This is a genomic window from Methylomonas sp. 2BW1-5-20 (assembly GCF_052474515.1).
Genome location: NZ_CP184127.1, coordinates 2093684 through 2112012, shown reverse-complemented (window position 1 = coordinate 2112012; position 18329 = coordinate 2093684). Strand labels below are relative to the sequence as shown.

The 18329-nt window shown below is 50.0% G+C and carries 22 protein-coding genes; 13 read left to right on the top strand and 9 right to left on the bottom strand.

Annotated features, from left to right (window positions below; translation table 11 throughout):
* Window positions 1-51: 51 nt before the first annotated feature.
* The 4 genes from ACH50O_RS09560 to ACH50O_RS09545 are packed head-to-tail and all read right to left on the bottom strand — an operon-like array spanning window position 52 to window position 4568.
* Window positions 52-834: a CpsD/CapB family tyrosine-protein kinase gene (locus ACH50O_RS09560; protein WP_446811789.1), complete on the bottom strand. Its 783-nt coding sequence runs from the start codon at window positions 832-834 to the stop codon at window positions 52-54.
* Window positions 835-852: 18 nt separating this feature from the next.
* Complete coding sequence (locus tag ACH50O_RS09555) at window positions 853-2595, bottom strand: lipopolysaccharide biosynthesis protein (RefSeq protein WP_446811788.1); 1743 nt, start codon at window positions 2593-2595, stop codon at window positions 853-855.
* A gap of 1 nt (window position 2596) precedes the next feature.
* Window positions 2597-3904, bottom strand: coding sequence for a hypothetical protein (locus tag ACH50O_RS09550; protein WP_446811787.1), 1308 nt, complete (start codon window positions 3902-3904; stop codon window positions 2597-2599).
* 25 nt (window positions 3905-3929) lie between these two features.
* On the bottom strand, window positions 3930-4568 hold the full coding sequence (locus ACH50O_RS09545) for a polysaccharide biosynthesis/export family protein (RefSeq protein WP_446811786.1): 639 nt from the start codon (window positions 4566-4568) through the stop codon (window positions 3930-3932).
* Between the two features lie 232 nt (window positions 4569-4800).
* On the opposite strand from ACH50O_RS09545, the gene ACH50O_RS09540 reads away from it, so the two are divergent.
* From ACH50O_RS09540 to ACH50O_RS09520, 5 genes are read left to right on the top strand one after another with little or no spacing between them, the layout of a single operon-like run.
* Window positions 4801-5151 carry a HopJ type III effector protein gene (locus ACH50O_RS09540; RefSeq protein WP_446811785.1) on the top strand — a complete coding sequence of 117 codons (351 nt, stop codon included), beginning with the start codon at window positions 4801-4803 and terminating at the stop codon, window positions 5149-5151.
* Between the two features lie 5 nt (window positions 5152-5156).
* The gene (locus ACH50O_RS09535; protein ID WP_446811784.1) at window positions 5157-6212 is read left to right on the top strand and encodes an NAD(P)/FAD-dependent oxidoreductase; all 1056 of its coding nucleotides are present in this window, start codon (window positions 5157-5159) and stop codon (window positions 6210-6212) included.
* Window positions 6190-6774 carry a class I SAM-dependent methyltransferase gene (locus ACH50O_RS09530; protein WP_446811783.1) on the top strand — a complete coding sequence of 195 codons (585 nt, stop codon included), beginning with the start codon at window positions 6190-6192 and terminating at the stop codon, window positions 6772-6774. Before ACH50O_RS09535 ends, ACH50O_RS09530 begins: the two co-directional genes overlap by 23 nt.
* Window positions 6775-6810: 36 nt before the next feature.
* Window positions 6811-7125 (top strand): pyrimidine/purine nucleoside phosphorylase, encoded by a 315-nt coding sequence (gene ppnP, locus ACH50O_RS09525; RefSeq protein WP_446811782.1) that lies wholly within the window; start codon window positions 6811-6813, stop codon window positions 7123-7125.
* 7 nt (window positions 7126-7132) lie between these two features.
* Window positions 7133-7606, top strand: coding sequence for a LabA-like NYN domain-containing protein (locus ACH50O_RS09520; protein WP_446811781.1), 474 nt, complete (start codon window positions 7133-7135; stop codon window positions 7604-7606).
* A gap of 19 nt (window positions 7607-7625) precedes the next feature.
* Here ACH50O_RS09520 and ACH50O_RS09515 read toward each other — a convergent pair whose 3' ends face one another.
* Window positions 7626-8177, bottom strand: coding sequence for an outer membrane protein assembly factor BamE (locus tag ACH50O_RS09515; RefSeq protein ID WP_446811780.1), 552 nt, complete (start codon window positions 8175-8177; stop codon window positions 7626-7628).
* A 116-nt stretch (window positions 8178-8293) separates the two neighbouring features.
* Between ACH50O_RS09515 and fur the strand changes: the two genes are divergently transcribed.
* The 4 genes from fur (at window position 8294) to ACH50O_RS09495 (ending at window position 12082) form a co-directional block, all read left to right on the top strand.
* Window positions 8294-8710 carry a ferric iron uptake transcriptional regulator gene (fur, locus tag ACH50O_RS09510; protein WP_192374097.1) on the top strand — a complete coding sequence of 139 codons (417 nt, stop codon included), beginning with the start codon at window positions 8294-8296 and terminating at the stop codon, window positions 8708-8710.
* A 10-nt stretch (window positions 8711-8720) separates the two neighbouring features.
* Window positions 8721-9968, top strand: a complete 1248-nt coding sequence (locus ACH50O_RS09505) for a lipoprotein-releasing ABC transporter permease subunit (RefSeq protein WP_446811779.1) — start codon at window positions 8721-8723, stop codon at window positions 9966-9968.
* Window positions 9961-10659 carry a lipoprotein-releasing ABC transporter ATP-binding protein LolD gene (gene lolD / locus ACH50O_RS09500; protein WP_446811778.1) on the top strand — a complete coding sequence of 233 codons (699 nt, stop codon included), beginning with the start codon at window positions 9961-9963 and terminating at the stop codon, window positions 10657-10659. Before ACH50O_RS09505 ends, lolD begins: the two co-directional genes overlap by 8 nt.
* A gap of 613 nt (window positions 10660-11272) precedes the next feature.
* Window positions 11273-12082: a bestrophin-like domain gene (locus ACH50O_RS09495; protein WP_446811777.1), complete on the top strand. Its 810-nt coding sequence runs from the start codon at window positions 11273-11275 to the stop codon at window positions 12080-12082.
* A 516-nt stretch (window positions 12083-12598) separates the two neighbouring features.
* Here ACH50O_RS09495 and ACH50O_RS09490 read toward each other — a convergent pair.
* Complete coding sequence (locus ACH50O_RS09490; protein ID WP_446811776.1) at window positions 12599-12826, bottom strand: hypothetical protein; 228 nt, start codon at window positions 12824-12826, stop codon at window positions 12599-12601.
* A 205-nt stretch (window positions 12827-13031) separates the two neighbouring features.
* On the opposite strand from ACH50O_RS09490, the gene ACH50O_RS09485 reads away from it, so the two are divergent.
* Window positions 13032-13715, top strand: coding sequence for a hypothetical protein (locus ACH50O_RS09485; RefSeq protein WP_446811775.1), 684 nt, complete (start codon window positions 13032-13034; stop codon window positions 13713-13715).
* Between the two features lie 209 nt (window positions 13716-13924).
* Here ACH50O_RS09485 and ACH50O_RS09480 read toward each other — a convergent pair whose 3' ends face one another.
* The 3 genes from ACH50O_RS09480 to ACH50O_RS09470 all read right to left on the bottom strand — a co-directional run bounded on the left by ACH50O_RS09480 (window position 13925) and on the right by ACH50O_RS09470 (window position 15096).
* Window positions 13925-14245, bottom strand: coding sequence for a hypothetical protein (locus tag ACH50O_RS09480; RefSeq protein ID WP_446811774.1), 321 nt, complete (start codon window positions 14243-14245; stop codon window positions 13925-13927).
* A 358-nt stretch (window positions 14246-14603) separates the two neighbouring features.
* On the bottom strand, window positions 14604-14840 hold the full coding sequence (locus tag ACH50O_RS09475; RefSeq protein ID WP_446811773.1) for a VF530 family protein: 237 nt from the start codon (window positions 14838-14840) through the stop codon (window positions 14604-14606).
* Window positions 14833-15096, bottom strand: coding sequence for an RNA recognition motif domain-containing protein (locus ACH50O_RS09470; RefSeq protein WP_446811772.1), 264 nt, complete (start codon window positions 15094-15096; stop codon window positions 14833-14835). Before ACH50O_RS09470 ends, ACH50O_RS09475 begins: the two co-directional genes overlap by 8 nt.
* Window positions 15097-15355: 259 nt before the next feature.
* Between ACH50O_RS09470 and ACH50O_RS09465 the strand changes: the two genes are divergently transcribed.
* The 3 genes from ACH50O_RS09465 to ACH50O_RS09455 all read left to right on the top strand — a co-directional run bounded on the left by ACH50O_RS09465 (window position 15356) and on the right by ACH50O_RS09455 (window position 18259).
* Entirely contained in the window at window positions 15356-15763 is a 408-nt protein-coding gene (locus ACH50O_RS09465) for a DUF2750 domain-containing protein (RefSeq protein ID WP_446811771.1), read from the top strand.
* 122 nt (window positions 15764-15885) lie between these two features.
* Entirely contained in the window at window positions 15886-17577 is a 1692-nt protein-coding gene (locus ACH50O_RS09460) for a copper resistance system multicopper oxidase (RefSeq protein WP_446811770.1), read from the top strand.
* Between the two features lie 76 nt (window positions 17578-17653).
* Complete coding sequence (locus ACH50O_RS09455) at window positions 17654-18259, top strand: copper resistance protein B (protein ID WP_446811769.1); 606 nt, start codon at window positions 17654-17656, stop codon at window positions 18257-18259.
* Window positions 18260-18329: the final 70 nt, after the last annotated feature.

The window sequence follows — 18329 nt, the reverse complement described above, 5'->3', positions numbered from 1 at the left end:
TAGGAAATGTTGAAAGGTGTGGCTGCGGCGCGGCCACACCCGATAGCTTTTTTATACCCCGGTAAAGCTGATTTTGTTATCGGTAGCTTTATTGAATACCGTTCCCAGCACGTTAGTATCTTTCAGCAAAGTCGCTGCGTGTTTCAATTCGTCGGTTTTGGTATGGCCTTCGTCGATTACCAATAACACGCAATCTACATAGGGTGAGAAACCCAAGGTATCGTCGTGCGACAGGATGGGGGGCATATCGAAAATGATAATCCGGGATGGATAACGGCTTTTTAATTCGTTAACCAGGCGTACCATTTTCGGCGAACGCAGCATTTCCGTGGAGTTAAACAAGGGTTTTCCGGCCGGCAATACTACCAAGCGTTCTATGCCGGGATTGATCAGCATCGAACTGAATTCGGTATCGTTCAGCAAATAATCGCTTAAGCCGGAAGTGGCTTGTATGCCGAATAGTTTGTTGATGCTGGGGTTCTGAAAATTGGCGTCGACCAGCAAGGCGGTGCGGTCAAGCTCCATCGCCATACTGATCGCTAAATTGGCGGCGGTCAGGCTATTGCCGGTGCCTTCGCCGGTGCTGGTGATCGCTACCGTCTTCCATTCCATCGCATCCATTTGCTGCAAGCAGCGGGTGCGCAACATCCTATAAGACTCCAGCCACTTGCCGGGCGAGGTTGCGGAAATGATTCGATTTTGCTTGAGCAGATTCTGATCGGGGCTGTGTACCCGAGTCTGGGTATAGGCGATGCTAACCTTGTCGCCGGGTTGGTTGGCTGATCCGGCAGCTGTGGGGTTATTTGTTTCCGTTAGGGTTTGAATGGAGTTCATGAATTTTCCCTTGAGTGATTAGTTGCCCACAACACGCAGTAATTTGTACCAAAACACATCCAGCGGCATGACGATGAAATGAAAGGCCAGTATTGCCACCACTACGGCAATAGCACAGCCGATCAATAGTATACGGCGTTCGTTATTGCGGTCTTTGTGCTCGGTTTGGCTTTCAAGATAAGGGATGGACGCCAACGGTTCCACGCCCAGGATGGCTGTGACTGCTTTCGGACTATTGATAGTCGAGTCGAGCATTTCGGCAAGCGCCACGGCGCCGAAGCCGCTGGCTAGGGCCAGCACGATGCCCAGCACCAGGATCGCGATCCGATTGGGACTAACCGGTTCTAGCGGTTCTTGCGGCGGATCGATCAGGGTGAAACGCTCGCCTTTCCTTTCCATTTCCAATTGTTGCGAAATTTGCGCTTCCATTTCGCGGGTGCTGACTTCGCGGTAACGCAGATTGGTGTTGTCGAGGTCTTGGATTAAATCCATATATTCTTTTTCAACCAATGGGGATTGCCGCAAACTTTGGCGTAACTCTTCCATTTTGCTTTGCACGCGGCCGCGGGTGAAATTCAAAGACTCGATTTCGGTATTCACCGAAGCCAGCTGAGACTTTAAGGTGATGTAAGCCGGGTTATCGGGTTGTATATCGGTATTGCTATACTCGCTTTGCTTGGTATTAGCCAGGCTTTGTTGTAGGGCGGAGATTTGCTTTTGCAGTTTCACGACGTCCGGATGTTTATCGGAATATTGCTTCAATAACAAAGCCAGCTCGGCCTTTCTATCGGTCAGTTCGGCGTTCATTGAATTGACATCGGTATTGGAGCCGATTTCTTTCTGCAAAGACTCAATCTCGCGTTTGATCTTAATCACATCCGGATGGTTCGCCGAATGGCTGGATAACACCGAAGGATATTGCGATTGCAATTCTTTCAGCCGGTCTTTCATATCGAAAACCCGGTTGCCGACAGCATTGGTCGCCATGGCATTGGGGTCGATTTGCGCCAATTCGCCTTCCAGATAAAAACGGCGGTCTTGTAGGGAGCGTTCTTGGCTGTCCAGTTGCAATAATTGGTTGCTTAGCGAGGTTAGTTCTTGTTGATTGAGGGCACTGATTTGCGGCAATTGATTCAGGTTTTTTTCTTTGAAAGTGGCTAGGCTTTGCTGGATTTCCTGAATTTTGACTTTCAACCGTTTCGATTCCTCGCTCAAAAATAAGGCTGCATTTTCCGCAGATTCGGTACGCGATTTGATGTTTTCTTTGAGAAATAGGGAGGTTAATTCATTGGCCACTTTTTGCGCCAACGAGGGCGATCTATCGTCGAAAGTCAGCGTGAAAGCGATAGTCGCTTGTTGGGCCGGTCCGCTTTTGTTATTGGCGACATCGGCACTGATGGTTTCCACCTTGATGCTTTTACGCATTTTTTCCAGAATCACTTCCTCCGGCTTTTTTTTACGGTCATCGGCGTAAAGGTCGTATTTTTTGATGATTTCGCTCAAATTCGGCCGGGTCATGATCCGTTGGCTGATCATCTGAATGCGTTGATCCGCAAAGGTCGTGACGGTGGAGTGCACCAGTTCGGCGGGAATTTCCTGGGCCTCGATCAAAATTGTCGATGTGGAACGGTACAGGGCCGGCAGCAAGACCGCCAGCAATACACTGATAACCGCTACGACTAGAAACGGAATCAACAAAAACTTTCTACGTCGCTTGATGATTTTTAGATAGTCCTTGATGTCGATGGCTTGATTTTCCACGCTATTTCACCTGACGATTGATTTGAGGTTGATAAGAGAATTGCAGCTGCACGCTATCGCCGACCGCGGTTTGGTTGGTTGACTCGTAAACTTGTTGCCGATAACTGTAAGAAAAGTCCAAATTGATTTCCGGGGTCCAGCGCCACTGAATATTCGGTGATAGCGTTATGTAAGTTCGGTTATTACTTCTGCTAGTGTTGTTGCTAAAAGCGGATACCGATTCGGATAACAAATAATTGGCGTTGAACCCCGTGGATAAGCGTTCGGTGAGATTGTAGCGACCCTGAGCGGAAAAGGTGGTAGATGTTTGCTGTTGGCCGGTGCTGGCTGGGTTGAGCTGTTGTCCTGCACTCAAGCTAAAGTTTCCCCATTCACTTTTGCGAGACAGGTTTGCCGAAAACACGTTGCCCATGGAGTTTTTAGACGAGGAAGACTGTTGGCTAAGCGGAAACGGAATTGTGGTGTTTCGGAAATATGTGAATTGAGTGCTTTCGGTGGTTGTGTCGCGAATACCCGCTGACAGTGCTAATTGAGTTTGTTCGTCAAATAGATATTGCAGGCCAGCTTGGTAGGTAAACGTTGTTGATTTTTGACTAAAGCCTGAAGTTATAGGTATTACTCCTAAAGCTAATCCTGGATTTTGGTTTGCCGATTCATAGTCCGAATACGCCCCCGTCAGGTTAAACGATAGGCGTTCAGTGTAAGTGTGGGTAGCCGTTGCCGAATATTGTTGATAGCTATAGTCGGAGTAGTTTAAGCCGTTAATTAAATTAGGTTTCCGCTCATATGCTACATCCGTGTAACTATAACCTAGCTGTATGGAGTTTTTTTCACTTAGGCTGTAAATCACTGTCGGCGCAATGGATTTGGTATTGCGAGGTACCAGTGTTTGTACGCCGCCTCTTTCATTGATTTGGGTCGGATCAATTTGGGTGGGGTCCAATTGGGTATTGATCGAAGACTCTTCGGCGTAGCTTGCAACCAGATCGGTTTTGAAAAGTTCGCCCTGGTATTTATGATTTAGGTTGACGAGTTTTTCGGAAAAATCTAACGCCGAATCGCTACTATAAATCAACTCATTCCATTTGAAGCGTGTATTCAATTCGTTATCGTCTGCAAGGTAACCGAACAATACTCCAGGGGAAATAGTGCTGATCAGATTGCTATGATTTGGATGAATCTGCATGCGCACGTTATCGTCATAGCGTTCCTTAAAGCTGAACTCGGGCTTAAACAATAAATCCAGCGCAGAACTGTTACTGCTGAACAAAACCAGCGCAGATAGTAAAAAATCCGTTTTTATCTTCATAGATAGCGATTCTATCTAATTCCGCTTAGGGTACGGTGACCGTGTCTCCCGGTTCCAGCAGGATGTTTTGTTCCAGATCCTCGCCATCAATCACATCGCTATAGTCGAAAGGAAACACTTTAACTTGATCGCCGCTGCGGCGAATGATGCTGATTGAGCCCTCTTTGGCAAATATTGTCAAACCGCCGGCGAGGCTGAGGGCCTGCAATACATCCAGGCGTCTGCCGGAGAACACTTGGCCGGGTTTATTGACCTTACCGATCACGAATACGGAATTGCCTTGGTTATTCAGTAATTTGACGGCAACCGAGGGATCGGAGATATAGTCGGAAAGCCGGGTGGTGAGGTTGTCTTTAAGTTCGGTAATGGTTTTGCCGGCTGCGCCAACAGTGCCGATCAAGGGGAAAATAATGGTGCCGTCCGGTGAAATCAAGATCTGTAATTGTTGCAAGCCTTCTTCTTTCCAGACGGTTACTTCGAGTGCATCGCCTGGCGACAGTAGATAAGAGGCATAATTGGTTTGCTCGATAATCACATTAGGTGCCGAGCCGATTGCGGCGTTGACTGATTCTATCGGCGGCGGCGGGATTTGAGTTTCCGGGGCCGCGAAAGCGGCATTCGAGCAAAGCAGACAAAACGATAAAAGAGTAATTATCTGTTTCAAAATGTATTCCTTTATGATGTTATTGAGGTTGCAATCCGTAAGATCCGAACCAGCCGACAGGGCAGTGCGCGATTGTATTAACGGAATATAACAATAATAAGACGATCCCGAACTCAGCCCGCAGTGACAAAATAATGCGGACTCATGGCTCGATTATAACTGTTTATGCCGCCGTTTTGGTCAATTCCGGTGGCAATGATTCGAATAATAAGGGAAATTAAGGGTTAAGCCAATGATGCTGAACGATTTTTTACAACGCGTTAAAACTAAACAAGATATTGATTTTCAAGACACCATGGCAATAATTGCCGAACATTACCATTATCAGCCCACCGAATTCAGCAACGGGTTGCATCAGCCGCTCGTTAACGAAGCCGGGCGCAACGAAGGATCCTGCAAGATTTTTGCGTTTGCTCAATTGCAGCAACTAACTGTCGAACAGACTCTGGCGCTATTCGGCGATTATTACCGCAAGGATGTGTTGCATAATCCGGCCGGCAACGACCATCAAAATATCAGAAATTTCATACGCGACGGTTGGGATGGCATCGTGTTTAAAGGCGAGGCCTTGCACGCCAAATAATCCTGATGCAAATCGATGTATTGCTGATTGGGCAGGGGTTGGCCGGTAGTTTACTGGCTTGGGAGTTGCTTAAGCGGCGTCTTCGGGTGTTGGTCGTGGACGACGGTTTGCAAAATGCGTCGCAAGTCGCTGCCGGTTTGATCAATCCTGTGACCGGGCAACGTTTAGTCAAACAACCGGACATAGAAAGCTTGTTGCCGGCCGCCTTAACGGCTTATCGGCAACTCGAATCGGATTTTCGGCAGAATTTCTATGTGCAAGTGCCGATGCTGAAAATTCTGCTCAATCGCAAACAACGGGAATTGGCCGAGCGGCGTTTGGCGCAGCCGGATTATTTTGCCTATTTATCCGATATGGCGCCGGCGCCTAAAGGCATAGAAGCAGCGTTCGGCGCACTGAGGCAACGGCAAACCGGTTACCTAAAGACCGAGGCTTTATTGACAAGTTTGCGCGATTTTTTGATCAGTAATGGTTGTTACCGGCAGACGGTGGTGGAATACAGCGATATTAGGCTGGAAAATGATTTACGATGGGGAGAGCTTAAGCCTAAGCATATCGTGTTTTGTGAAGGGCATAGAGCTTTGAGCAATCCCTGGTTCGGCGGTTTACCGTTTCAATTGGCGAAAGGCGAAATATTAAGCTGCCTAAGCCGGCAAGACATTCCGGATCACATTTTGAATTATGGGCATTGGCTGATTCCGCTGGAAACTCGGCGCTTTAAAACCGGCGCCACTTTCGAAGTCGACCGGATAGACAATTCACCGACGCAACTCGCGCAAACGGTTTTGCTGAATAGCTTGCGGTCGGTTTATCCGCTGCAGCAATCCTGTGAAGTCTACCAGCACCGGGCCGGAATTCGGCCGGCTACGCTGGATAAACAGCCTTTTATCGGCACTCATCCCAAGTATAAACAGTTGCATATTTTTAACGGTTTCGGCGCCAAGGGCAGTTTGGCGATGCCCTGGCATGCGGCGCGCTTTGCCGAATACTTGCAACAGCAAGCCGGCTTGCCGAAAGGCTGCGATGTAAAACGCTACTATGAAACGCATTTCGCTACTTGAGCTTGCACACAACATCGCCGGCTCATATCTAAAGCCGGGCGATATCGCGGTGGACGCCACCCTGGGAAATGGCCATGACACCTTGTTTCTGGCTCAAAGCGTCGGGGTGAAGGGGCTTGTGTTTGGTTTCGATATTCAACAACGAGCGTTGATCAAAAGTTATCAACGTTTACTGGAATACGACTTGCAGAGCAGAGTGAAGCTATGTCTCGCCAGTCATGCCGACATGCGGCGTCATATTCCCGAGCAATGGCACGGTAGGGTGAGGGTGGCGATGTTCAATCTCGGTTACTTGCCGGGAGCCGACAAAACCGTGATTACGCAAATCGATTCGACACTGGCTGCGTTGCATGAGGCTTGCGCATTGTTGGCGCCAGTCGCGGCGATCACCGTATTAGCCTATCCCGGACACCCCGGTGGCGAATTGGATGCAGAGCAATTGGCGGCATGGTGTCAACGATTAGATAAAGCCAATTTTACGTCGGAAGAGATTTTGAGTCATCACGATAAGCCCGGCGCACCCCGGCTTTTTGTTATTCGTAAACAAAGCGATCTGCTATGATTGCGCTCCTTTTTTTACTAGTAATAGATTTACATCATGTCAGAATTCAATAATGTCACTATCGTCAAACAGGCCAACGTCTATTTCGACGGCAAAGTGAATAGCCGCACGATTCGTTTCGCGGACGGTAGTTCGAAAACCTTGGGATTCATGCAGCCCGGCGAATATACTTTTAACACCTCTGAGCCGGAGTTAATGGAAATCCTAGCCGGCGAACTGGAAGTATTGTTGCCGGGTAACGATGCCTGGCAAGCCGTGAAAGGCGGAGAATCTTTCAATGTGCCAGGCAATGCGCAATTCACGATGAAAGTCAGCACTGCCAGCGATTATTGCTGTTCTTTTTTGAAGTAAGCATTGGATGGAAAAGGTAGCGATTTTTGTCGACGTTCAGAATATTTACTACACCACCCGGCAACGTTACCAGAAACATTTTAATTACAGCGTGTTTTGGCAGCAGGCAACCGCGGGCAAACAGGTTGTCGCTGCCTTCGCCTACGCCACTGACCGTGGCGACAGCAAGCAGCAGGGGTTTCAACAAATCCTGAAAAATATCGGTTTTACCGTCAAGTTGAAACCTTATATTCAGCGCCGCGACGGCACCAGTAAAGGCGACTGGGATGTGGGGATTACCTTGGACGTAATGGATTACGCGGCCCAGGCCGATCGAGTTATTCTGCTGTCGGGAGACGGGGATTTCGAGTTGCTGTTGCAAAAGATTCGCAACGATTTCGGTACCGCCAGTGATGTTTACGGTATCCATAGCCTGACCGCCCCGGCACTGATTCAGGCCGCAGACAACTTTATCGCGATTGCCGGGGCGCTGCTGCTGTAAAGCGTGTCTACGAGTCGGTTTATTTTTTGTCCGAAGCTTCTTCCACTGTTTCTTTGTCTTTCTCCGTAGAACTTCCGGCTTCTTTCTGCTCGTTAGCTGCTTGATTGTTTTTGCGAATGGGGGTGTCGGGTTCCCCGCCGAATAAGCCGCTGACTTTTTCCCACATCGAACGCTCGAGATCGCGTTTCGGGACGTCGACGCTGGTTTCCGTGGATTCTTTCACCACCGGTAGAGCACTGGGTCTAAAGTCGCCTTGTACGCCCATCAAATTGTCGCCGTTGAAAAATAGAGAGATCCGCTTTTGTACTCTATCTTCGCCGCCAGATTGTTCCGAATATAAATAATCCCAGCGTTTTTCATGGAAAGCGTCCGCCAACATCGGCGAGCCCATGATGTAAAGCACTTGCCGTTTGGTCATGTTCGGCCGCAGCTGGTTGACCATGTTTTGATCGATAATATTGCCTTGTTCAATATCCAAGGTGTAAACCCCGGGCAGATTATTCAGGATGGTGTTGCAAGCGGTAAGGGGCAGGCTGGTGGCGGCCGCAAGCAATAAAAGCGATTTTTTCATGAGGAGTGGGTTAAGTCCGACGACAAACGATGAGGCATTATCCCATAATTCTGTCAGCGGCTTAGCGCAAAAAACGATACAATGCGACCGATTATAGGTTTAAAGGAGACGCGCTTGTGGAAACTCAGGATTTGCGTAATGCGGGCTTAAAAGTGACATTGCCCAGGATCAAAATTCTGGAGATTCTGGAAAAGCAACAAGACGACCGGCATTTGTCGGCGGAAAAGGTCTATAAAATCTTGCTGTCGGAGGGCGAGGAAATCGGTTTGGCCACTGTCTACCGGGTGCTGACCCAATTCGAGGCAGCCGGTTTGGTGGAACGGCATCATTTCGAAGGCGGCAACTCGATTTTCGAATTGAATAAAGGCAACCATCACGATCACGTGGTCTGTATGAAATGCGGCAAAGTTGCTGAGTTTACCGATGAGATCATCGAGAAACGCCAGTCCGAAATCGCTCAGAAATTAGGTTACACACTCACCGATCACAGCCTTTACCTCTACGGTTATTGCGCCGCTTGTAAAAACCCTTAAATCTCATAGCATGTTCAAACCACTCATCCTGTATATCGGGTTACGCTATACCCGTGCCAAAAAACGCACCCAATTCATCTCCTTCATTACCTTAACATCCGTGCTCGGTATCGCGCTGGGCGTGACGGCTTTGATCACCGTGTTGTCGGTGATGAACGGTTTCGAAGCCGAATTGCGCGAACGTATTCTGGGCATGACCGCGCACAGCACGATTACCGGCCGTTTCGGTCAGCTGGACGATTGGCAGGCTTTGGAGCAACGTACCAAAAACATGCCGCATGTCGAAGGCGCCGCGCCATTTATCCACGGTCAAGTGATGATCAATGCCGACCGCCAAGTCAGCGGGACTTTGCTGCAAGGGGTTTTGCCCGAATATGAAGCCAAGGTATCGGAAGTGGCCAGTAAAATGATGTTCGGCAGTCTCAACGATTTAGTCCCCGGCGAATTCGGCATCGTGCTCGGAGCCGAGCTTGCCAGTTATTTAGGAGTGATGATGGGCGATAAAGTGACCGTGATCACGCCGCAAATCAACTCCACGCCGGCCGGAATTTTGCCGCGCATGAAACGCTTTACCGTGGTCGGTGTGTTTAAGGTCGGTATGTACGAATACGACCGGAATATGGCCCTGATGCATCTCGACGATGCCGGCAAATTATTCAGACTGGAGCAGGCTGTATCCGGTTTGCGTTTGAAATTGGATGATCTATTCAATGCGCCGCGCATCACCCAAAGTCTGGCCGACAGTTTAGGTGACGAGTTTCGGGTCAGCGACTGGACTCAAGCCCACAGCAATTTTTTCCGAGCGGTACAAACCGAAAAACGGGCGATGTTCATTATTTTGCTGCTGATCGTCGCAGTGGCGGCATTCAATATTGTCTCCACGCTGGTGATGGTGGTGACGGATAAGCGTGGCGATATTGCCATTCTAAAAACTCAAGGATTGTCGAACAGGTCGGTGATGGGTATTTTCATTGTGCTGGGTTGCGTGATTGGAAGCATAGGTACGCTGCTAGGCACGGTCGGCGGCGTGTTGCTGGCGCTGAACGTGGAAACCATCGTGCCGGCTATTGAAAAAACCTTTGGCGTGCAATTCATGGCCGCCGATGTCTATTACATCAGCGAAGTACCCTCCAAACTAATCTGGACCGATGTCTACTGGATAGCCTGCGTGGCTTTTTTGCTGTCCCTGCTGGCGACGCTTTATCCGGCCTGGCAAGCAGCCAGAGTCAATCCGGCCGAGGTATTGCGTTATGAATAGCCCCGTCATTTTACAGTGTCAAAAACTGACCAAGCGCTATGCGCAGGGCGACCTGAACGTCGAGGTCTTAAAAGGCGTGGACTTGGCTATTCATGCCGGCCAACGCGTGGCGATCATGGGCGCCTCCGGTTCCGGTAAAAGCACCTTGCTGCATTTACTAGGCGGCTTGGAAAAACCCAGCTCCGGTTCGGTGATCCTCGACGGCGCGGATTTAAATCAAGTCAGCGCTAGCAAATTAAGCCAGTTACGTAATCGCTCCCTGGGATTTATTTACCAGTTTCACCATTTGTTGGGCGAGTTCACCATTCTGGAAAACGTGGCGATGCCTTTATTGATAGGCAATCATTCGATTAAGCAGGCACAGCAGCAAGCCGCTGAGCTGCTGAAACGTGTGGGTTTGGGGCATAGGCTGTTGCACAAGCCCGGCGAACTGTCCGGTGGCGAGCGGCAACGTGCCGCCGTGGCGCGGGCTTTAATCAATAAGCCAAAATGCGTTTTGGCCGACGAGCCGACGGGCAACCTGGACAGTAAAACCGCGGAGCAGATTTATCAGCTGATGTTGGAGTTAAACCGAGAACTACAGGTAAGTTTTTTGGTGGTTACGCATGATCCGGATTTGGCGGCGCGTATGGATCACGTGTTGTATATGGAGGATGGTTTGATTGTACCTGATCGGATTCATCACTCTTAACTGGCTCTGACTGTTGCTGTCTCATCGGTATCGCCTTCAGGACTGATATGAAGGGCGAGCTAGACGGAAGGCTTTTGCATTAAATCTCGCTATCGTTTTGGGTAGCGTCAGAAAAATCCAAGCTGCACTTATTTACTAAGCCTGATCGAATGCTGCGTAAATAAAGGCAGCCGCCCTATAGTGGCTTTGCTTAGGCGCTACGCCGGACTGAGCGGCTTATGTTGAGAAATAGACTTTTTTCACGGCCTATTTTCTTTTGGGCTCATGGCAGGCTGTTTCTTATTTTCTTTATTACTTTTCGGCGCTGTGCTCATCATGTTCATTCCAAGTTATTAGTGGGATTTATGCAAATACTGGAAATGATGCCTGTACGCCATTGAACATCATCTAACCGATACAATTCGAAGCCAAGCTATACTTCTTTTCGCCGACAGATATAGACATTGTTGCCGGTTTGCCGAATGGGGCCGTTGGCTAATTGTTCGGTTTTGCGAATGAAGTGCTAAATTTAGTAAGTTAGGTACTATTCTAGGGATAGGAGGCTAGCAGCCGGGGGTAAGCGCGTTTCGGCGCATCCCAATAACAGGCCTAAACATTTACATTATTTTGTCCCATGAATGAATTTACCTACGACGTTAACAGTTTACTGATAGCCGGATTGTTGTTCGGCTCCATGGCGCTGGCGATTGAGCTGGGTTATCGGTTGGGTTTAAGGATCAAGCCGAAAGTGGACGATAACTTTAAATCCCATGTCAATTCGGTCTCGGGTTCTTTGCTTGGCATATTGGCGTTACTGCTGGGGTTTACCTTTTCGCTGTCCTTGCAACGCTACGACAGCCGCAGCGAGGCAGTGGTTGACGAAGCCAATGCCATAGGCACCGCGTATTTGCGCGCACAATTATTGCCGGCGGCGGTGCGCGAGGAAGTAATCGGCTTAATGCGCAACTATGTGGATTTACGGGTGCGTACCGGCTCCGTCGACCTCACGGAGCATGATCGCCGCGCCGCGCTGATCGCAGAGGCCGGAGGCATGCAAGCCAAGCTCTGGAATTATGCCCGGCAAGCGAACGAAACTGCGCCGAATCCGGTAACCACCGGTCTGTTTATTCCCGCCTTGAACGATTTGATCGATAACTTCGGTAAACGCGATGCCGAGATTAATCGGCATGTACCTGAGTTAGTGCTGGTGTTGTTATACACCACCTTCGTGATGAGCGGCGCTATCGTCGGGTACACCAATGGTTTGGCCGGGCATCGCACGTCTTTCGTTACTTACATCATGGTGTGGTTGATTGTGGTCATGGTGTTCATTATTCTGGATTTGGACCGTCCCTATCGGGGCTTGATTCAGGTCAGCGAACAGAGTCTGATCGATTTGCAAACCGCGATTCGCGAAGACGCACTGTCCCAGATTCGCCGCTGAATCATTCCTGTCATTAACGTGGATGGTAGACGCCTCCAGGCGCGGCAAATTTTTAAACACTCACGTCAACGTTGTATTCGTTGCCGTCTGTTAGTCTGCGGAATGGACATACCAATGTCGGAGATGCACCTTCGAGGTTTGAGTTGGCGCGTTCGAAGCCTTGGAATGCATGGGCGAAACTTGCGAACGCACATTTGCAGCCTCAGAGCGCACCTTCACGGCTTGCGTTGACTCGCTCGTAGCATTGGGATGCGCCTTCACAACTTGCGTGTCTGCGGCCGGCAGGTTGGAATATACCTTCGCGCGATTCGGCGACGCATTTGCAGTGCCAATGCGTCCATTCGAGACACGCGTAGGTGCATTCGAAACATTTGGTGGCGTCTATGAAACCGATCGTAACGGCAAAATATGAGCGGTGGATGTGGCAGGCAATCAAACCATCGATAGATACTTTTGGGCGTGGACGACAGCATCTGCCGGCACGCCCTTAAAGTTTACAAAGGTTTTTACTTGGGATCAGGCTCGTTGTTTCAGCCAATACAAGGCATAAATACCGGCAATCAAAGAATAAATGCTTAGCTCGGTTTTTAGATCGTCAAACTTTTCAGAGGTCTTGGTATGAAGTGTGGGTAAGGTGCTGGCAGGGATTACGTTTTCCGAGAATGATTGCGGCTGAGCATTGACGCCGTTTGCGTTCAGCACATTCAACATTAAAACGCCGCTTATTATAATTATTTTGCGCATGGGTGGCTCTCCGATAAATGTATTGCATCGATATAGTAGCGATACAATATCTTTTGTGCAAATAGTTTTTTTGAGGTCATTCGCGGGTAAGCTTTGCCGGTAATGCTCGTAAAAGCGTTAGGTAAGCATGGTGCCGTACATTTAATCTGGATCGGGGAACATGGATAGCAGGGTATGCAGGGCTAAAGTCGGGCTGCGGTGTCTCATGTTGCTGACGGTGCTTGCCGCAAACCTGCCGGCAAAAGAACGTGCCGATGCCGGTCAGCACAAAAAACCTGTGCGCAATATGCCGGAAATCGATGCTACCGATGTCGGTACTATCGATATAGAGCAGGAAACCAATATTTTCGCCTCGGCAGCCGTTGCCAATATTTCCGCAAATTATGGTCTGGCGGCCGGTTGGGATTTGGGTTTGAGTTTGCTGAACGGACAATTTGTTTCCACAGCCGTACCTTCGGTACCCTTTCAGCCGGATGTGATGCTGAGCGTGGAAAAACACTGGTTGGCGCAAGATACCCAATTGATCGCCGGCACTCAGAGCGGCCTTGGCATGCTGACGCAAGCCACATTATTTATGAGTTTTTCCTACCTGGAATATCAACGGCATTTGCCGGACTGGGACACCGACGTCGATACCGGCCTGTATTACGCCAATGCGGCGCTGGCCGGCTTTCAAAGCGTGGGGGTGCACCTGAACATAGAAGCGCCGATGTTTGAAAAGCTGCGGATCAATGGCGATTATTTATCCGGCAGCAATGCCTTGGGTGCGGCCACGGTCAAATTGCTTTATCCCGTCGTCGGCGACTGGCGACTAGGCCTGGGCGTTCAGCGTCCCAATGTCTATACCGGCGATCATTGGGTCGGATTGGTCGGGATTTATTGGCATTAAAGAAAGATTGCCGGCAATCGCCTGGTTGCGGCTTTTGTTAAAGGACTCTTTAGTGGTCAACTTCTACAACAGGCGGCGGGTATATTCCGTATTGGTTTACCTGCCACCCATTAGCTAGCCATGGAAATGGCAGATAAACAACCTCATCTGGGGTCCGAAAAAACCGACTGCTACAATTTCGCACGACGAATGACACACGCTGGTCTGCTTTAAGGCTCCAAAACGCTTTTTTCTTCTTGCGTTTCGGTTGCCGGGAGTTCGGTCGCGGAATCCTTGGAATCGACTTTACTTTGCTCGCATTTTCCCTTCAATAAATCGATAGCGCCTGCCCAGCAAGAAGCCTCCACGTAAGATTTGGCATACCAAAGAAAGGCAACGCCTGAACAGTCTTCATAGACAATTTTGGCCGGAACGCTTACATCGTCGTCGTAAACTCTTTCAACTTTGCAAAAGTTGACCGGTTCAGACCACGCGATATTCGTTGTCAGACATAAAAGTAATAGAGCAGATGTTTTTTTAAGGAGCTTCATCTTTGTTATCCGAAAAGTCTAAATAGTAGAGGCAATAGTCGGCTTAACCATCTCGATTGTCAAAATTTACACATGATCTGCTGCGCAAAAAGCCAAAAAAGTCAGTGAGGTTCTGCCGAAGTGTTTAGCGCGATAGCATTTACCGTTTTCGATGGTGGGTGAAGGGTAGAGCTTAACGATGAAGGATGATGGCGACATGGCTCGGCATAAAAAATTGACTTGCCCCCCGCCTCGAACGCATCGCCAACAAAGTCCCGGAAACTTTGATATTCGGTTCTTCAGGACGGATAACCAGGCCGCTACAGCGGTAACTATTGGATTGGCGACTTGGCTGGCGGAAAAGGTTTTTATTACGCCGTTAGCTATCGATGTTATCCGTCTGCTGGCTCTGCAAATAAAGCGCCTCAACCTTTTGCCGCGCCCACGGTGTCTTGCGTAAAAACTTCAGACTGGACTTAACGCTGGGGTCTTTAGCAAAGCAATTGATGTCGATGCGGCTGGCCAATTCCGCCCAGCCGTATTTTTCCACCAGAAAAATCAACAGCGCTTCCAGCGTGATGCCGTGCAGCGGATCTTGTCTGCCGGGTTTAGTCATCGGCAGCTTCGCCCGGGTTGGTTTCGGCCTTTTTCACGCGAATGCGATTGCCGTCCATGTCCAAACCGTTCAGGGTTTTGATGGCGGCCTTGGCTTCGCCGGCTTTGGGCATCTCCACAAAGCCAAAGCCTTTGGAGCTGTTGGTGTCTTTGTCCATCACCAGCGAACAGGATTGCACGCTGCCGTGTTCCGCGAACATGGCCCGCAGTTCGGTTTCGGTGGTGGTGCGGGGAAGATTGCGGATCAATAGTTTCATAGGCTTGCTTGGATATCGATGTTGAAGGTTTGCAACTATACAACTTATCGGATGAGCGCTTTTTGTTAAATAGGCACCGTGCTGCAATCGGTTTAGGTTTTGTCGGATAAGCGACAATCCAATCTCGACCGCTCGGGCGTAAATACAGCGTAAATCTGCATAGACCCTACAATTTGCCGATTCGGGTTACTTTGCTAATGGCCGGCTAGCGTGGTGCGATTATTGCTGTAATCTAATTTTCCATCACCGGATCGGTACTATGCGCTACGAACCTTACCAAGAAGAATATGATGCGGCTCAATCGATGAGCGATGAAGAGCTGTTGGAGTATTTCATGTATCGCATCATTGAAATGGACGAAGTCTGGGGTTTGAAAGAAAGCCGGCAATGGATTTTTCGGCAGGTGGACGGTCATGAAACCTTGCCGGTCTGGCCTTACCGGCGTTACGCCGACGAGGCGGCGGTCGGCGAGTGGGAAAACATGATAGGCGTGGCGGAGACGCTGGACTTTTTTATGTATCAGGTTCTGAACAAGCTGACGGCGCAGGGCGTGCTGGTAGAAATCATGCCCAGAAAAGCGGCGGCCGGCTGTTTGATTGCTCCGCAACGGTTGTTTAATTTTCTGGAAGGCATGCGCGACTCGCGCGATTTTGTGGTTGACGATTAATACGGGGTGATCCGGAGCACCGCCCGGTGTTATTAGATTGTCAATCGTCATCGTTAGCCGCAAGTATCGGACCCGGTAAAAATGTTAGAGTAAACGCCTTCTAATCGTTAATCAGAGGTGTTATGCACTATTGGGATTTCTCCCGCAGCCGAAGTCCGGCGGCTTGGCTGTTACTGGCAATTTTGGTTTCCGGGGTCACTCAGGCAGACGTTTATCGTTTGGCAATTTCGGAACAGTCCATCAATCTGATCGGCGAAGCCCAGCAGGCTGTAGTGGCGGACGGAGCCTTGCCGGCCCCTACCTTACATTGGCGGGAGGGCGAGGACGTCACCCTGCAAGTCAGCAATCAGCTTAAAACGCAAACCTCGATACACTGGCACGGCATTATTCTGCCGTACCGAATGGACGGCGTGCCGGGCATCAGTTTCGACGGCATAGAACCCGGTCAGACCTTTACCTATCAATTCAAAGTCAAGCAAAGCGGCACCTATTGGTATCACGGCCATTCCGGCATGCAGGAGCAGCAGGGCTTGTTCGGCGCGCTAATCATAGCGCCGCAAAACGAGCAGCAAACGGTAGATCGAGATTATGTGGTAATGCTATCGGACTGGGCACGCGCCGATCCGGAACGAACCATGGCGCGCTTGAAAAAGCAAAGCGACTATTACAATTTTCAAAAGCGCACGGTCGGCGATTTTTTTGCCGATATTCAACGCCTGGGTTTTTGGGAAACCATTAGCGACCGCCTGGCCTGGGGTGAGATGCGTATGGAGCCCACCGATCTGGCTGACGTAACCGGCGCCAATTATCGTTTTTTGATCAACGGTCAAACCGCTGAATCCAACCTGCTTTACCTGTTCAAGCCCGGCGAAAAAATACGTTTACGTTTCATTAATGCTTCGGCAATGACGCATTTTGACGTGCGTTTGCCGGGTCTGAAAATGACGGTGATTGCCGCCGACGGGCAGCCCGTTGAGCCGGTCGATGTGGATGAGTTTCGCATTGCGGTGGCGGAAACCTACGATGTCTTGGTACAGCCGCAAACCGAGCAGGCTTACAGCATTTTTGCGGAAGCGATGGATCGCAGCGGTTACGTAAACGCGACCCTGACGCCGCGCGCCGATCTGCCGGCCGAGTCGCCGGCAATGCGGCCCATGACTCTACTGACCTTGGCGGAGATGGGCGGCGCACATGCCGGCCATCAAACATGGGCTGATGCGACTGCCGACAAGGGGCTTAGTCATGCGCATACCGAACATTCCGCTATGCCCGAACAGACCATGACGGAACACGCCGCTCATCAGCATGCGGCAGCCGAGGTGCCGATAAGTGCGCACGCCGGACACACAATGTCTGACGCCGATAGCGGCGACAGAACAAAGCCATTGAGTTATAGCCAGTTAATCGCCACGCAACCCAATCATTCGCTGATGGGGCCGCCGGATCGGGAAATCACGTTGCGGCTAACCGGCAATATGCAACGCTACATCTGGTCGTTCGACGATATCAAATACGCCGATGCCGAGCCGATCCGGGTCAAATTCGGCGAGCGGATTCGTTTTACTTATGTCAACGAAACCATGATGAATCATCCGGTCCATTTGCATGGCTTATGGCAATATCTGGACAACGGTAACGGCATGTATAACCCGCAAAAACATGTGATCAACGTCAAGCCCGGCCAAACCGTCAGCGTCGATGTGCCGGCCGACGCGGAAGGCGAGTGGGCCTTTCATTGTCATTTGCTGTATCACATGGACAGCGGCATGTTTCGTAGATTGATCGTGGAAAGGGCGGAACATGTGCATCCGTAAGGTTTTGTTTAGCCCCCGAAATGTTTGGTTTTGTCTGACATTGTTTTGTTCCGCCGCAGCGGGGCACGACAGCGCTATGGTATTTAATCATTTCAAGGCCGACAGGCTGGAATACGAAGGTAATCAAGGCTTGCATCTGTTCAAATGGGATGTGCAGAATTGGACCGGCACCGACGAAAACAAACTCTGGCTGAAATCAGAGGGGGACTATTCCGCCGATCAGAATATCTTCGGCCGAGCCGATTTGCAGGTGTTGTACAGCCGTAATATCGACACCTTTTGGGATTTTCAAATCGGCGCCAGGCGGGCAATTGAACCGGAGCGTACCTTTGACGCAGTAATCGGCTTTCAAGGATTGGCGCCGTATTTCATCGAAGTGGATAGCGCGATGTTCATTAACGAAAAAGGCAACGTATTGGGGCGTTTGACGCTGGGTTATGAAATGCTGTTGACCCAGCGGCTGATTTTTCAGCCGCGTGTGGAAGTGAACGTGGCGGCGCAGGACATACAAAATCGTGGCGTGAAATCCGGGGTTACCGAATTCGAAGCGGGCTTTCGCTTGCGTTACGAGATCGAACGTGAGTTTGCGCCATACGTGGGTATGGATTATGTCGAGGAAGCTTCGCTACGCGAACACCAGCATAGCTTACGCGGTGTGGTGGGGGTGCGGGTTTGGTATTGATTGCCGCGACGCCTATTTTTAACTGTACCTGATTATGAACCGTATCCGGTAAAGCTTTGTCAAAGCCAGT

Excerpts from the sequence above, each read along its gene's own strand:
- ACH50O_RS09530 (WP_446811783.1), top strand. The coding sequence starts at position 6,190 with ATGAAACGCATTTCGCTACTTGAGCTTGCACACAACATCGCCGGCTCA.
- ACH50O_RS09520 (WP_446811781.1), top strand. The coding sequence starts at position 7,133 with ATGGAAAAGGTAGCGATTTTTGTCGACGTTCAGAATATTTACTACACC.
- ACH50O_RS09495 (WP_446811777.1), top strand. The coding sequence starts at position 11,273 with ATGAATGAATTTACCTACGACGTTAACAGTTTACTGATAGCCGGATTG.
- lolD (WP_446811778.1), top strand. The coding sequence starts at position 9,961 with ATGAATAGCCCCGTCATTTTACAGTGTCAAAAACTGACCAAGCGCTAT.
- ACH50O_RS09460 (WP_446811770.1), top strand. The coding sequence starts at position 15,886 with ATGCACTATTGGGATTTCTCCCGCAGCCGAAGTCCGGCGGCTTGGCTG.
- ACH50O_RS09490 (WP_446811776.1), bottom strand. The coding sequence starts at position 12,826 with ATGCGCAAAATAATTATAATAAGCGGCGTTTTAATGTTGAATGTGCTG.
- ACH50O_RS09455 (WP_446811769.1), top strand. The coding sequence starts at position 17,654 with ATGGTATTTAATCATTTCAAGGCCGACAGGCTGGAATACGAAGGTAAT.
- ACH50O_RS09485 (WP_446811775.1), top strand. The coding sequence starts at position 13,032 with ATGTTGCTGACGGTGCTTGCCGCAAACCTGCCGGCAAAAGAACGTGCC.
- ACH50O_RS09505 (WP_446811779.1), top strand. The coding sequence starts at position 8,721 with ATGTTCAAACCACTCATCCTGTATATCGGGTTACGCTATACCCGTGCC.
- ACH50O_RS09550 (WP_446811787.1), bottom strand. The coding sequence starts at position 3,904 with ATGAAGATAAAAACGGATTTTTTACTATCTGCGCTGGTTTTGTTCAGC.
- ACH50O_RS09480 (WP_446811774.1), bottom strand. The coding sequence starts at position 14,245 with ATGAAGCTCCTTAAAAAAACATCTGCTCTATTACTTTTATGTCTGACA.
- ACH50O_RS09470 (WP_446811772.1), bottom strand. The coding sequence starts at position 15,096 with ATGAAACTATTGATCCGCAATCTTCCCCGCACCACCACCGAAACCGAA.
- ACH50O_RS09540 (WP_446811785.1), top strand. The coding sequence starts at position 4,801 with ATGATGCTGAACGATTTTTTACAACGCGTTAAAACTAAACAAGATATT.
- ACH50O_RS09515 (WP_446811780.1), bottom strand. The coding sequence starts at position 8,177 with ATGAAAAAATCGCTTTTATTGCTTGCGGCCGCCACCAGCCTGCCCCTT.
- ACH50O_RS09560 (WP_446811789.1), bottom strand. The coding sequence starts at position 834 with ATGAACTCCATTCAAACCCTAACGGAAACAAATAACCCCACAGCTGCC.
- ACH50O_RS09475 (WP_446811773.1), bottom strand. The coding sequence starts at position 14,840 with ATGACTAAACCCGGCAGACAAGATCCGCTGCACGGCATCACGCTGGAA.
- ACH50O_RS09535 (WP_446811784.1), top strand. The coding sequence starts at position 5,157 with ATGCAAATCGATGTATTGCTGATTGGGCAGGGGTTGGCCGGTAGTTTA.
- ppnP (WP_446811782.1), top strand. The coding sequence starts at position 6,811 with ATGTCAGAATTCAATAATGTCACTATCGTCAAACAGGCCAACGTCTAT.
- ACH50O_RS09465 (WP_446811771.1), top strand. The coding sequence starts at position 15,356 with ATGCGCTACGAACCTTACCAAGAAGAATATGATGCGGCTCAATCGATG.